Annotated in this window: 9 protein-coding genes; 6 read left to right on the forward strand and 3 right to left on the reverse strand. The window is 71.0% G+C overall.

The window, feature by feature from the left end; translation table 11 throughout:
* Nucleotides 1-53 precede the first annotated feature (53 nt).
* The 3 genes from ACFYZQ_RS08180 (at nt 54) to ACFYZQ_RS08190 (ending at nt 2,945) form a co-directional block, all read left to right on the forward strand.
* Nucleotides 54-1,376 (forward strand): MATE family efflux transporter, encoded by a 1,323-nt coding sequence (locus ACFYZQ_RS08180; RefSeq protein ID WP_389143046.1) that lies wholly within the window; start codon nt 54-56, stop codon nt 1,374-1,376.
* 77 nt (nt 1,377-1,453) lie between these two features.
* Nucleotides 1,454-2,188, forward strand: coding sequence for a class I SAM-dependent methyltransferase (locus tag ACFYZQ_RS08185; RefSeq protein WP_389143048.1), 735 nt, complete (start codon nt 1,454-1,456; stop codon nt 2,186-2,188).
* A 127-nt stretch (nt 2,189-2,315) separates the two neighbouring features.
* Complete coding sequence (locus ACFYZQ_RS08190) at nt 2,316-2,945, forward strand: RNA polymerase sigma factor (RefSeq protein WP_389143050.1); 630 nt, start codon at nt 2,316-2,318, stop codon at nt 2,943-2,945.
* 62 nt (nt 2,946-3,007) lie between these two features.
* Here ACFYZQ_RS08190 and ACFYZQ_RS08195 read toward each other — a convergent pair whose 3' ends face one another.
* Together ACFYZQ_RS08195 and ACFYZQ_RS08200 are read right to left on the reverse strand one after the other, a co-directional pair.
* Nucleotides 3,008-4,837 (reverse strand): glycoside hydrolase family 15 protein, encoded by a 1,830-nt coding sequence (locus ACFYZQ_RS08195; protein WP_389143053.1) that lies wholly within the window; start codon nt 4,835-4,837, stop codon nt 3,008-3,010.
* Between the two features lie 226 nt (nt 4,838-5,063).
* On the reverse strand, nt 5,064-5,999 hold the full coding sequence (locus tag ACFYZQ_RS08200; RefSeq protein ID WP_389143056.1) for a LysR family transcriptional regulator: 936 nt from the start codon (nt 5,997-5,999) through the stop codon (nt 5,064-5,066).
* 139 nt (nt 6,000-6,138) lie between these two features.
* Between ACFYZQ_RS08200 and ACFYZQ_RS08205 the strand changes: the two genes are divergently transcribed.
* From ACFYZQ_RS08205 to ACFYZQ_RS08215, 3 genes are all read left to right on the forward strand, one after another.
* A complete protein-coding gene (locus tag ACFYZQ_RS08205) occupies nt 6,139-7,407 on the forward strand; it encodes an MFS transporter (RefSeq protein WP_389143058.1) in 1,269 nt (422 codons plus the stop codon).
* 194 nt (nt 7,408-7,601) lie between these two features.
* Nucleotides 7,602-9,539: an ABC transporter ATP-binding protein gene (locus tag ACFYZQ_RS08210; protein WP_389143061.1), complete on the forward strand. Its 1,938-nt coding sequence runs from the start codon at nt 7,602-7,604 to the stop codon at nt 9,537-9,539.
* On the forward strand, nt 9,536-11,314 hold the full coding sequence (locus ACFYZQ_RS08215) for an ABC transporter ATP-binding protein (RefSeq protein ID WP_389143063.1): 1,779 nt from the start codon (nt 9,536-9,538) through the stop codon (nt 11,312-11,314). The genes ACFYZQ_RS08210 and ACFYZQ_RS08215 overlap by 4 nt, the downstream gene beginning before the upstream one ends.
* A 50-nt stretch (nt 11,315-11,364) precedes the next feature.
* Here ACFYZQ_RS08215 and ACFYZQ_RS08220 read toward each other — a convergent pair whose 3' ends face one another.
* Nucleotides 11,365-13,014 (reverse strand): alkaline phosphatase family protein, encoded by a 1,650-nt coding sequence (locus ACFYZQ_RS08220; RefSeq protein WP_389143066.1) that lies wholly within the window; start codon nt 13,012-13,014, stop codon nt 11,365-11,367.
* Nucleotides 13,015-13,165 lie beyond the last annotated feature (151 nt).

Consider the following 13,165-nt stretch of genomic DNA (forward strand, 5'->3'; position numbering starts at 1 on the left):
ACCTCTTTTCGAGCTACCTCGATTAGAGGCACCCTTTGGCAAGGAGGCCGAGCTTGAACCCGCACCGCAGACAGCTCATATCGCTCGCCCACCCCGTCTACCTGTCGCTCCTCGCCTCGGTCGCCTCCGGGATCGTCAACACCGTTTGGGTCTCCCGGCTCGGCGGAGCCGCCGTCGCAGCGGTGGCCGTCGCCACCAACACCGAGAACGTGCTGCTCGGTGTCGCCCTGGTCTTCGCCTCCGGTACGACCGTGCTGGTGGCGCACGCCCGGGGCGCCCGCGACCCGGCCGCCGTACGGGCCGCCGTACACGGTGGCTGGGCTCTGTGCGGGCTGTTCGCTCCGGTCGTCGCGGTGGGCGGCATCCTCTTGTGTGGTCCCCTGGCCCGGCTGGTCCTCGGCAGCGCCGACCCGGCGCCCCTGCGGCTGGCCATCGCCTACTTCGCGATCTCCCTGCCCGGTACGGCCGTCTTCTTCGCCCAGCAGCTCGTCGACGGCATCCTCAAGGGCGCCGGCGACACTCGCACCCCCCTGCGACTCGCGCTGCTGGCCAACGGGCTGATCCTGGTGTGTGACCCCGTCCTCATCCACCTCCACGGCGTGCGGGGTGCCGCCGCCTCCACCGTGCTGTGCCGCTGCGCGGCTCTCGCGGTGGGCCTGCGAACCCTGCACCGCAACGCGCTGCTGCGGACGGCCGCCCGGACCCTCCCCGCAGGCCCGCTGCCGGCCGCCCTGCACCGCACCCTGACCACCGGGCTGCCCATGTCCGCCGACTTCACCGTGCGGCAGGGTGGGGCGCTGGTGCTGGTGGCGATCGTCGCCCGGCTCGGAGTGACGGCGGTGGCCGCCTACGCCATCGCCTACAAGGTGATGTACGTCGCCACCATGGCTTTCTACGCGGTGCGGCAGGCCGCCGCGATCCACACCGCGTACACCCTCGGCGCCGGTGATGACGCGCGGCGGGACATCGGCCGGCAGGTGGTACGGGTATCCGTGACGCTGGGAGTCGCGGCCACAGCCCTGTTCGCCGCCACCGCTCCATGGATCATGGCCGCCTTCGGCGCCGGACCGCACGTCGCCCACCAGGGCGTGCTGTTCCTGCGCTGCATCGGCCCCTACCTGTTGCTGATGGCCTGCTTCATCGCGCTCGGCGGCGTCTTCGAGGGCAGCGGGGGAGCGGCCGCCCTGTTCCGGATCACCCTGCTCGGCGCAGTCGTCCAACTACCCCTGGCACACGCCCTGTCCGGGCTGGGCCTGCCCGGCGTCTGCCTGGCGCTGGCGCTCGCCATGGCTGTGCAGTGCACGGCCCTCGTGGTGCTGCTGCGACGGGCCCGGAACAAGGAGGAGGCCGGAGTCACTCCGGCGCGGGCCGGCTGAGGCGCACGGCAAGGAGGCCGCTGCCGCCGGCGAAACCGAGTAGCCACCAGGGGCCGGCCCCTCGTACGTTCTCCGGCATGGCTGACGAATGCTTCGGGCACTCCCGGCTCGCCGCGATCTACGATCCGCTCGACCCTGACCGCAGCGATCTCGATGCCTACCTTCGGATGGCGGAGGAGTTCGGGGCGCGCCAAGTGCTGGACATCGGCTGCGGCACAGGGGTGTTCGCACTTCTCCTGGCCGACCGCGGGATCGATGCCGTAGGGGTCGATCCCGCCCCGGCGTCCATCGACGTCGCAAGGGCCAAACCAGGCAGCGAGCGAGTGCGTTGGATCCGCGGTGACACCGCGGACCTACCGCCGCTGCGGGTCGACCTCGCGACGATGACAGCGAATGTCGCCCAGGCCATCGCTGATCCTCTGACGTGGCAGAAGACGCTGCGGGGAGCCTACGAGGCACTGCGGCCCGGTGGACATCTCGTCTTCGTGACCCGGGATCCGGCCCGACGGGCCTGGGAAGAGTGGACACCCGAGATCTCCCACCGAGTGACGGAGGTCCCGGGCGTCGGCTCCGTCGAGAGCTGGGTCCGGCTGGTCCGGAGGAGCCTGCCCCTGGTGACCTTCCGCTGGACCTTCGTGTTCGGCGCGGACGGACAGGTGCTGACGTCGGATTCGACGCTGCGTTTCCGGGAGCGGGAAGAGGTCGAGCGGGACTTGGTCACGCACGGCTACGAGGTGGAGAGCATTCGCGATGCGCCTGACCGACCGGGAAAGGAGTTCGTCTTCGTGGCACGACGTCGTGACCATCGGTGATCGGCGATGTCGGCGCCGAGCGCACGGCGTCCTCGTGTGCCCGTATGACAGTCGGGACCGACAGGTCTAGCGTCGAAGTGTCGATGTGGGCCAGCGGAACGACTCCATCAGCGGGAGGCGAGCTGTCGTGGTTGCCGACCGGGCCGATGCGCCGGCCCTCCGCAGACTCCGGGAAGGCGACGAGATCGCCTTCGTATCGATCATCACTTCATGGTCACCGGGGATGCTGAGGCTGGCCCGTGTGTACGTGCGGACTACGCAGTCGGCGGAGGACGTCGTACAGGACACATGGCTGGCCGTACTCGTCGGGCTGGACGGGTTCAGGGAGCGCTCCACGCTGCGTACGTGGGTGCTCGGCATCCTGGTGAACAAGGCGAGGTCCTGCGCCCTCCGGGAGCGCAGAGCGGTACCGGCGACTCTGCTCGACGAATACGAGGCCGGTCCAAGGGCCTCGCCCCACGGGCGGTCCGGACCTTGGCGGGTCTTCCCCGAGCGGTGGCCCCTCACTCCCGAGGACGAGGTGTTGTCCGCCGAACTGCGCCACCGGATGGGCGGTGCGCTGGCGGGCCTGCCGCGCAGACAGCGGAAGGTGATCGAGCTACGGGACGTGCACGGCTGCTCGGCGGGCGAGACGTGTTCGGCGCTGGACATCTCCGCCGCCAACCAGCGGGTTCTGCTGCACCGTGCGCGGGCGCGGATGCGTGCCGCTGTCGAGGACTACGTCCGCTCCGCGGTGGCGGGGGGACGTGACGGGTGACGGGGCGGACCACCTCGCCAGGGGCGCCTGATCCACGATCGGGCCCCCGCGGCGCGACCTTCTCATGCCGCCAGGGGTTGGCGTGCCTGGCTGATCGCCCAGGCGGCGTTGACCAGGCCGATGTGGCTGAACGCCTGGGGGAAGTTGCCCAGGAGCTCACCGGTGACCGGGTCGACCTCCTCGGCGAGCAGACCGACGTCGTTGATGTAGGCGGCCGCTCGCTCGAAGACACCGCTCGCCCGATCCGCCTGCCCGGCCAGGGCCATGGCCTGGGCCAGCCAGAAGGTGCACAGCAGGAAGGTGCCCTCCTCACCGGCGAGCCCGTCGACACCACCCTCGGTGCGGTACCGGTAGACCAGGCCCGCGTCGTCGGTCAGTTTCTCCGCGATGGCGTCGATGGTGGCGAGCACCCGGGGATCGTCCGACGGGAGGAAACCGACGATCGGCATCATCAGGTTCGAGGCGTCGAGAGACGTGGAGCCGAAGTACTGCGTGAACGCGCCCGCTTCGTCGCTCCAGCCCTCGTCCAGTACGGTGTCGCGGATCTTCTCGCGGGTCCGCCGCCAGGCCAAGACCTTCTCCCGCGGCGCGGCGAGACGATCCGCAAGCCCAAGGGCACGATCGAGTGCGGTCCAGCACATCACCTTCGAGTACAGGAAGTGGCGGGGTTCGCCCCGCACCTCCCAGATGCCCTGGTCCTTCTCCATCCAGCGTTCGGCAGCCGTGTCGGCGCAGGCGATGAGGAAGCGCCGGGTGTCGTCGTCGATCCGCTCCAACTGGTCCGCCAGCCGGTGGGCGGCGTCCAGCAGTTCGCCGTAGACGTCGATCTGCTGCTGGCTCCAGGCGCCGTTGCCGACCCGGACCGGGCGGCTGTCCCGCCAGCCTCTCAGATGCGGCAGGGTGCGCTCGGACAGGTCGTGCTCGCCACCCACTCCGAACATGATCTGCAGGGACCTGTCCTGGCTCAGTGACGGCGCGGCGGTCGCGAGGAAGGCGAAGAAGTCGTGCGCCTCGTCGGGGCAGGCGGCGACCCACAGGGCTTCCATGGTCAGGCTCGCGTCGCGTACCCAGGTGTAGCGGTAGTCCCAGTTCCGCTCGCCGCCCACCCCCTCGGGCAACGAGGTGGTGGCGGCAGCGACGATGGCGCCGCTGGGCTGGAAGGACAGTGCCTGCAGCACCCGGCCGCTGTGGTGCACCAACTCGCGCCAGGGCCCGTCGTACGCCTGATGCAGGTCGGACCAGGACCGCCACGCGGCGATCGTCGAATCCAGCCGGACCGCCAGCTCCTCCTGGGGCCACACGTGCGCCGGGGTCTCCTCCAGCGTGGACCGGTGCATCCCGAAGTACGACGACTCGCCGGCGCGGACGGTGAACGCGGCGTGGGCGCAGGCGTCCGTGAAGCTCATGGCCGTCGGCGTGGTCAGCACCAGCCACTCCGCGCCTCCCCGGGAGGTCACTCCGCCCTGTGTCGGGGACAGTATCGGAGCGATCAGTCCGTATTCCGGACGAGGACGGTAGTCCGTCTCCACCGGTACCTCCCCCTCAGCGCCGTAGAGCCGACGCACCAGCAGCCGGGGCACTTGGGCCCCGAGCCGATGACCACGGTTGTCGGGCCCCGTCAGCAGGGCGTCGGTCAGCACGACCGTCCCCGAGGCGGTCCGGAAAGTCGTCTCCAGCACCATCGTCCGCTCCAGGTAGCGGCGCGAGACCTCGTAGGGGACGGAGGGACGGATCGACCAGTGGCCTGCTTCCTCGTCCAGCAGCCGTGCGAACACCGAGGCGCTGTCGAAGCGAGGAAAACACAACCAGTCGACCGATCCGTCACGGCTGATCAGTGCGGCGGAATGGCGGTCCGATATCAGTGCGTAGTCGGCGATGGCGATCGAACTCATGGCTGCTCCCGCGATCGGCGTGGACACCATGGAGTCAGCCCAGCGGCCCAGACGTTACGCGGCCATAGGCCGAGTGACCACACCCCCGCCCCCCTCGACCACGAACCGGATCCGGCCGCCCGGCAACTCCGGACGATCCCGCACTCACAGTGGCCGCGGGCCGGGCGCTCGTCAGTACTGAACGGTTACTCCAAGCTGTCCGCGATGATCGAAGACGCGGCAGCGTTCAGCGCGGAATCACCCAGCCCGGTGCCCAGGTGCCGACGGCGTCGTGGCCGGCCGCTGCGGCGGCGAGGTGGGCGCGGAGGGTGGCCAGCGCCGGGTGAGGGTTGTCGCGGTGCCAGAGGAGCGAGTGCGGGTAGACGGGCGTCGGGTCGGTCACCGGGATACGGCGCAGGCCGTGGTCGGCGGGCCAGACGAGCCGGGTGTGTTCGCCCATGAAGGTGGCCAGGGCCGGGGTGTCGGCGACCGTGTCGAGGAGCGCGTCGGAGCCGAAGTTGGGGCCGGTCGCCTCGATGGTGAGGCCGAACTCGGCGACGAGGTCGTCGTAGTAGGCGGCCCACTCGGTACCGGGGACGATGCCCGGCATCCAGATCCGGTGACCGACGAGCTGAGCGAGAGGCACGGACCGGGCGCCCGCCAGCGCGTGGGCGGGGCCGGTGAGGAGCTGGAGCGGCTCGTCGAGCACGCGGACGGAGGAGATGTCCTCGGGGAGGGGCCGTCCGGGCGCGGCGACGGCGCGGAAGGAGGCGTCGATCTCCCCCGACCGGACGGCGGCGACGGCCGTCTCGATGTCGAAGAGCATCACCACGTCGAGGTCGACCTCGGGGTGTGCGCGGTGGAAGCCGCGCATCAGGCCCGACGCCGCGCCGCGCGAGGCGATGATGTCGACGCGCAGCGGACGGCGGCCGGTGTGCACGGAGGCGACCGCGCGCTCGGCGACGCGCAGCAACTCGCGCGCGTGGGGCAGGAACGCCTGCCCGTCGATAGTGAGTTCGGCACCGCGCGCGGTGCGGACGAACAACCGCACACCGAGGTTGCGCTCCAGCGCGGCGATGCGCTTGGAAACGGCCTGCTGGGTGACCGCCAGTTCGGCGGCGGCCTCCTGGAACTGCCCCGCGTCGGCGGCGGCGACGAAGGTCCGGACGGCGTCGAGGTCCATGTCCACAGCCTATGGTCACAACCGCTGGTTGTGGCTGGCGGCCCTGTGGTTGTTTGATACCCCGGCAGTGGGCTCGCTTTGATTGGCTCGGATCGCGCATCGGTTGTGCGGCGAGGGACGAGAGGCGGGGGCGTCGGGCATGAGGAGCGGGCATCGGCTGGGGCGGCCGTTCGGGTGGCTCTGGGCAGCGTACGGGACCAGCGCGCTCGGTACGTGGCTCGCCTTCGGCGCCTTCCCGCTGATCGCCGTCCGGGTGCTGCACGCCGGACCGGCCGAGGTCGCCGCGCTCTCCGCCGTGGGGACCGCGGTGGGCGCGGCCGTGGCGGTGCCGCTCGGCCCATGGGTGGAGTTCCGCCGCAAGCGGCCCGTACTGATCGCGACGGACCTGGTGCGCTTCGCGGCGCTGCTGACGATCCCCACCGCGTTCGCGCTCGGCGTGCTCACCTTCCTGCAGCTCCTGCTGGTCTCGGTCGTCGTCGCCGCGGCCGACATCACCTTCCGTGCCGCCTCCGGCGCGTACCTGAAGACACTGCTGCCCGCCGAGGACCTGCTCGTCGCCAATGCCCGGTTCGAGTCCACGACCTGGATCACCACGATCGTCGGACCGCCGCTCGGCGGCGTGGCGATCGGGCTCCTCGGCCCGGTGGCGACAGTGGTGGCCGACGCGGTCAGCTATCTGCTCTCGGCTCTCGGCATCCGCGCGACGGGCGGGCACGAGCCGCGGCCCGAGCACCGCGACACCCCGCGCCTGCGGGCCGGGGACCTGCTCGCAGGCTGGCGGTACATCCTCGCCGACGCCACGCTGCGTCCTCTCTTCTTCAACACCGCTTTGTTCAACGCCCTGGTGATGGCCGCCCAGCCGCTGATGGCCGTCCTGATGCTCGGCCGACTCGGGTTCGCGCCATGGCAGTACGGTCTCGCTTTCGCCGCGCCCTCGATCGGCGGGCTGCTCGGTTCGCGGCTGGCCCGACCACTCGTCACCCGGTTCGGACAGCAGCGGGTCCTGGTCGTGACCGGGACGCTACGGGCGATCTGGCCCGTCGGCCTGGCCTTCCTCGGCCCGGGCACCGGCGGACTGCTGCTGGTGATGGGCGTCGAACTCGGGCTCATCTTCAGCTGCGGGGTCTTCAACCCCGTCTACACCACCTACCGCCTCGAGCGCACCGCCACCGACCGGGTCGCCCGCACCCTGTCCGCCTGGACGGTGACCACCAAGGCCACGACCGCGCTGCTCACGGCCGTCTGGGGAGCGCTGGGCGGCCTGCTCGGCCCCCGCACGGCCATCGGCTTGGCCGGCGTCCTGCTGCTGGCGACCCCGCTGCTGCTTCCCCGGCGCGCGGCATCATCTCTCCCCGAGCCCGAGCCCGAGCCCGAGCCCGAGCCCGGATCGGCCCCGAGCCGTTCCTGAGAGGCCGCCGCGGTCGTCACGACGCTGACCTATGACGGCAACGGGCCGCCCGGTTTCCGAGTGACGCGGGCTGAACCGTCGCCGACGAGTATGCCGAGCTTTTCCTTGCGGCCGAGCCGGGGCGACAGGAAGATGTCCCGGCTCGGTCCACATGTCGTCAACCGACTGGGGGTCCACTCGTGGCAGTCGATTCCGTGTCTTCGACCGCGCCGTCGGGTTGCCCCGACCATGCCGTGGCCGCCGGCGGTCATCGGCGGTTCGTGCGGGTGGCGTGGCGGGCCGGTCCCGGACTGGTGCTGACTGCGGCAGCTTCGCTGGTGGTGTCGGCGCTGGGGCCGCTGATGACGGTCGTAGCAGTCGGCGCCGTGGTGGGCGAGGCTCCCGGGGTGGCCACTCACGGGCTCGACTCGCAGGCCGGGCTGGCGGCGCTGTGGTGGTCGGCGGCAACCAGCGGCCTCCTGACGCTGCAGTGGATGGTGGCGGCGCTGCGGAACGCCGCGACGACTGCCCTCGGGGAGCGCGTCGACGCGGTGCTCCAGCGGGACCTCATGCGGGCGGTCATGGCGCCGGACGGTATCGGGCATCTCGAGGACCCCCGCTGTGGGGACCTGATCTCCGTGGGCCGAGAGACCTTCCGTGGCTCCTGGGGAAGGCCGGGCCGGCTGGCCTCGACCGTCGGCGGACTGGTGACCGCACGAGCCACGCTGCTCGGGGCATGCGTGATCGTCGCCGGGTTCCACCTGGTGCTGGGTTCGGCGCTGCTGGTCGTGGCGCTGTGGGCGGCGCGGGAGGAGAAGGTGGCCTCCCGTGCGGAGGCCGCCCATCACTACGGCGACAGCGAGACGTCCCGGCGGCTGGAGTACTACTACGAACTGGGAGCCGATCCCGCAGCCGCCAAGGAGATCAGGATCTTCGGCCTCGCCGGCTTCCTGACCGAACGCTTCACCGTCACCTGGCGACGGTCGATGATCCGGGTCATCACCCCACTGCCGCTGCGCCCCGTGGTCGCGAACGTGGCGCTGGCGATGGTGGTGATCGGTGGGCTGGTGTGGATCGCCGTCGAGGCACGTGGCGGCGCCGTGCCCCCGGCACACGCGGTTGTGTGGGCGCAGGCCCTGATGGTCGGGCTCGGCGCGATGCAGCAGGCGTCGTGGACAGGGCTGCAGACGGAGCTGGCCATGGCCACCCTGCGGCGCTTCGACGAGGCGGTCGCCGTCGTGTCGGGGGCCGGGAGCGTGCCGACCGCGGTCTCGTCCACGCCGTCCGGCGTATCCGTCGGCAGCCCGCCGCCCGGCGACATCCGCTTCGAGAACGTGTCGTTCTCCTACCCCGGCGTGGGCGCCAAGGCCCTGATCGGACTGGACCTTGAGATCCCGGTCGGGCGGTCGCTCGCGATCGTCGGTGCCAACGGAGCCGGGAAAACCACCTTGGTCAAACTCCTGTGCCGACTGCATGAACCGACGGCCGGACGGATCACCATCGGTGGAGCGGACCTCGCCGCTCTGGACACCGCCGCGTGGCGCCGTCGTATCGCCGCCGTCTTCCAGAACGCGACGCACTTCGCCCTGTCGGCCCGTACCAATGTCTCTTTCGGCCGACCCGACGCGGATCCCGCCCCGGCGGCCGTCGAGGCCGCTGCGGTCCGGGCCGGCATCGCCGAGGAGATCGCGCGGTTGCCGCAGGGGTGGGACACGCCCCTGTCTGCCGGGTACTCCGACGGAGTCGACCTGTCCGGTGGCCAGTGGCAGCGGCTTGCACTGGCACGCGCCCTCTTCGCCGTCGACAACGGGGCCGACGTCCTGATCATGGACGAGCCCGCCGCACATCTCGACGCGCGCTCCGAAGCCCGGCTCCACGAGGAGTTCATGGACCTCACCCGGGGGCTGACCACCGTGGTCATCTCTCATCGTTTCTCCACCGTCCGCCGTGCTCACTCCATCGCCGTGATCGACCGCGGCCGGATCGTGGAACAGGGCACCCATGACGAGCTGATGGCCTCCAACGGCCGATACGCCGAGATGTTCCGGCTCCAGGCCTCTCGATTCGCCGACGGCCCACGACACGAGCCCGCCCGCCAACCGGTCCCGTACGCATCAGGTGCCGGCCACGAGGAGAAGGACGTCCAGGCATGAAGACATGGCTGCGTACCTGGGGCCTGCTGGCCGGCATCGGCCGCGATGTCGGCCCCATGGTGTGCCTGCTGTTCATCATCGTCAGTGCCACCGCATTCATCGGACCCCTGGTCCTGGCCTTCGGGCTGCGCCCCCTGGTCGATGGCGCCGTCGCGGGCGACTCGGGCGGCATCGTGCTCGGATGTGTCCTGTCCGGCCTCGCTCTGCTGCTGACCGCGCTGGCGCCCGTCGGATACCGCTGGGCCACCATCCGGATGCGCGAGCGTTCCCACATGGTCGTCCAGCGGCGGCTGTTGGCACTGTCCGCCACCACGCCCGGCCTGGAACACTTCGAGTCGCCCGAGTTCCGCGACCGGCTCCAACTGCTCAAGCACAACTGCGACGACCTGGCCGACGGCATGACGCTGGCAGTCATGGGACCGCTGGTCGCAGCGCAACTGCTGGTCACCGCCACCCTGTTGGGCCGACTCCATCCCCTCCTGCCGCTGGTCCCCGTGCTCGCCCTCCCGGCGGCGTGGCTGGCCAAGCGCGCCGAGGCACTGCGTGCCGGCGCCGAACTCCGCACCGCAGCCGACCGCCGCACCGCCCACCATCTGTTCGACCTCGCGGTCGCTCCCGACGCAGGCATGGAAGTGCGTATCCACGGCCTCCAGCAGGAGCTGGTGGAGCGGCACGAGCGCGCCTCACGCACGCAGCAGCGCGTGCTGGAAGCGGCGCTGTTCCGGTCGGTGGCGGCCTCCACCGCCGGGTGGCTGACGTTCGCCGCAGGCTATGCCGGTGCGGTGGTGCTGGTTCTGCGCCAGGTCGCCCGCGGGGCGGCCACTGCGGGCGACCTGGCCCTGACCCTGGGCCTGGCCACCGCCACCGTCAGCGCCGCCATGGCCTTCACCAACCTGACCGCGTCCGCGATGCGGGTGCACGCCACCGCCGGCCACTATCACTGGCTGGAGAGCCGGGCGACCGCCTGTTCGGACCTCCTGCCCGCCGAGACACCCGATCGGCTGGTCCAGGGCATCGAACTCGACGGCGTCACCTTCACCTACGCCGGCAACCTCCGGCCCGCACTCCGCGAGCTGTCCCTGCATCTGCCCTCGGGCAGTGTCGTCGCCCTGGTCGGTGAGAACGGCGCCGGCAAGACCACGCTGGTCAAACTCCTGTGCGGGATGTACACACCGACGTCCGGACGGATCCTGGTGGACGGCACCGACCTGACCGCACTCGACATCGACACTTACCGTACGCGACTCACCGCGGCGTTCCAGGACTCCGCACGGTTCGAGCTCCCCGTCAGGGAGAGCGTCGGCGTGGGCGACCTGGTCCGCGCCGAGGGCTCCGAGGCGGTCCCGAGCGCACTGGCCGCTGCTGGTGCGGACTTCGTCGAGCGGTTACCGGGAGGGCTGGACACCCCTCTCGGCTCGGCGTGGCAAGGCGGGGTGGAACTGTCCGGCGGACAGTGGCAACGACTCGCCCTGGCCCGCGCGATGATGCGGACCCGGCCGCTGCTCACGGTCCTGGACGAGCCGGCCGCCGCGCTGGATCCCCACACCGAGCACACCCTGTTCGAGCGGATCGCCTCCGACGCCCGGCTGGGCCGGGCGGACGGCCGGATCACGCTGCTGATCTCCCACAGGTTCTCGACCGTACGGATGGCGGACCTGATCGTGGTCCTGGACGGCGGCCGGATCGCCGAAATGGGCAGCCACGAGCAACTCCTGGCGGCGAACGGCCTGTACAGCGAGCTCTACGCCATACAGGCCATCGCCTACAGCGAATAATGACAGGACCCGCCCGGCACACGGACCGCACGGGTGGACGTACGGGTGCGTCAGCGCACCGGCAGCGACCGGGTGTGCTCGATGCGCACCGCGTCGAGGTCCCGCGGGTTCAGGCCGAGCAGCCGCAGGATCGTCGGTGCGATCTGCGTGGTCCGCACCGGGCCGTCGACGCGCACGCCGTGCGGGGTGGCGGCACCGGAGACGACGAGGGGCACGTCGAGGTCGTCGGCGTGCGCCCCGCCATGCTCGGCGATCTTGCTCTTGCCGCCGGTGTAGACGACGCCGTACTGGCTGACGCCGAACACGTCGGGCACGCGCGAGTCGCCCGGCCGGACGTGGAAGTACCGGGCGGCGGCCGCACCGGCGTACACGGTCTTCAGGCCGCTCGCCGTGAACGGCTTGGCGGCTCCGTCGATGCCGTTGCCGGTGCCGGACCGGGCGAGCAGGTAGGCCTTGGCGAAGTCGGCGGCCGCCTGGGAACGGTCGCTGAGCCACAGCAGCATGGCGTCGTCGTCCACGGCGTGGGCCACCAGATCACCGGCGCCCGGGTGGGCGGCCTTCCAGGCGGCGTCGAGGCCGTCGAGCAGCGGCCCGTCGTCGATGCGGGTCAGCGCCTTGGGGTCGGTGGGCGACTGGCCGTGCTTGGAGGACAGGATGACGGTCGTGCTGCCGTCGAGGCCCCGCTTGTGGATCTCGTCGAGGAGGGCCCCGACCTCCTGGTCGACGAAGCCGAGGTTCTTCGCCAACAGCGGCCCGGGCACGCCGGGGCTGGTGTAACCGCCCGTCAGTCCGTCGGAGGAGGGCAGCTTCTGGGCGGTGGAGACGGACTGGAAGTTCATTCCGAAGACCGCCGGGACGCCGGTCCTGTGGCTGCCGCTGTGGTCGTAGCCGTCGATCTCGTTGAGGACGGCCTTCACTTTGTACGCGTCGTACTGCTCGGTCGCCGCGTTGTCCTTCGTCCAGTCCTCGCCGGCCGGGTAGCCGATGGCCTGGCTGTTGATCTCCGGGGCGAACATGTCCTGGATGCCGTTGCCGGACGGCCCGTCGAGGATTTCGTAGGCGACGTGCTTGTCGGACCACGCGGTGCGCAGCCCGGCCTTGCGGGCGACGTCGAAGACCGTGTTCACCTTGAGGTACGCGTGCGGGTAGAGCGGCCGGCAGGTCTTGGGGTCGACGGGCAGCTTCGCCGGATCGATGAGGTCGGCAGCGTCGCCGGTCATGTTCAGGATGCTGTCGGGCAGTCCGGACAGGCCCTGGCCCGCGTCGATGGAGTTCTGGTTCTTGTCGAGGTCCTCGGTGAGGTCGACCTCGGCGCCCGGCTTGACGCCCGCGCAGTCGGTGGTGTCGGCCGGGAGGAGGGCGTTGCTGTAGGTGTCGTCGTAGTACACGCCCGTGACACCCGGGTCCCCGCCGGTCAGCTGGCCGACCATGCCGGGGAAGGAGTCGGAGGGAACGGTGGTTCTCGCGTGGGTGTACTGCACGCCGCCGCCGGCCAGTCGGGCGAGCGCGGACCGCGGGTGCTGGGCGACGTACCGGGCGAGGTCGGACTGGTGCAGGCCGTCGACCGACAGCAGCAGGATGTGCCGGGAGCGGGACGTGGAGGCTGCCGAGGCGGGAGCGGCGGTCACGGCGGTCAGACCGCCGACGGCGGCGAGCGCGGCGGCAGCCGCCGCGACAGGACGGAGCGGGCGTCGGAACACGGTGGTTCTCCTTGAGCTGGCCGAAGCGTGTGACCCTGCGACGAGTCACGCGCCGACATTGGAGAAGGAGAACGTGTACGGAACCGGACTTCCGTGCCGCAATCTGCCAAAGAACGTCATCGGGGCATGCAAAGCCGGCCGTGCCGCTCTG

Origin of the sequence: Streptomyces sp. NPDC001843 (assembly GCF_042891955.1) — a bacterium.
Taxonomy (GTDB): Bacteria; Actinomycetota; Actinomycetes; order Streptomycetales; family Streptomycetaceae; genus Streptomyces.

What these genes read in the sequence shown, in the direction of transcription:
- ACFYZQ_RS08185 (WP_389143048.1), top strand. Translation starts at nt 1,454, where the DNA reads ATGGCTGACGAATGCTTCGGGCACTCCCGGCTCGCCGCGATCTACGAT.
- ACFYZQ_RS08195 (WP_389143053.1), bottom strand. Translation starts at nt 4,837, where the DNA reads ATGAGTTCGATCGCCATCGCCGACTACGCACTGATATCGGACCGCCAT.
- ACFYZQ_RS08200 (WP_389143056.1), bottom strand. Translation starts at nt 5,999, where the DNA reads ATGGACCTCGACGCCGTCCGGACCTTCGTCGCCGCCGCCGACGCGGGG.
- ACFYZQ_RS08205 (WP_389143058.1), top strand. Translation starts at nt 6,139, where the DNA reads ATGAGGAGCGGGCATCGGCTGGGGCGGCCGTTCGGGTGGCTCTGGGCA.
- ACFYZQ_RS08215 (WP_389143063.1), top strand. Translation starts at nt 9,536, where the DNA reads ATGAAGACATGGCTGCGTACCTGGGGCCTGCTGGCCGGCATCGGCCGC.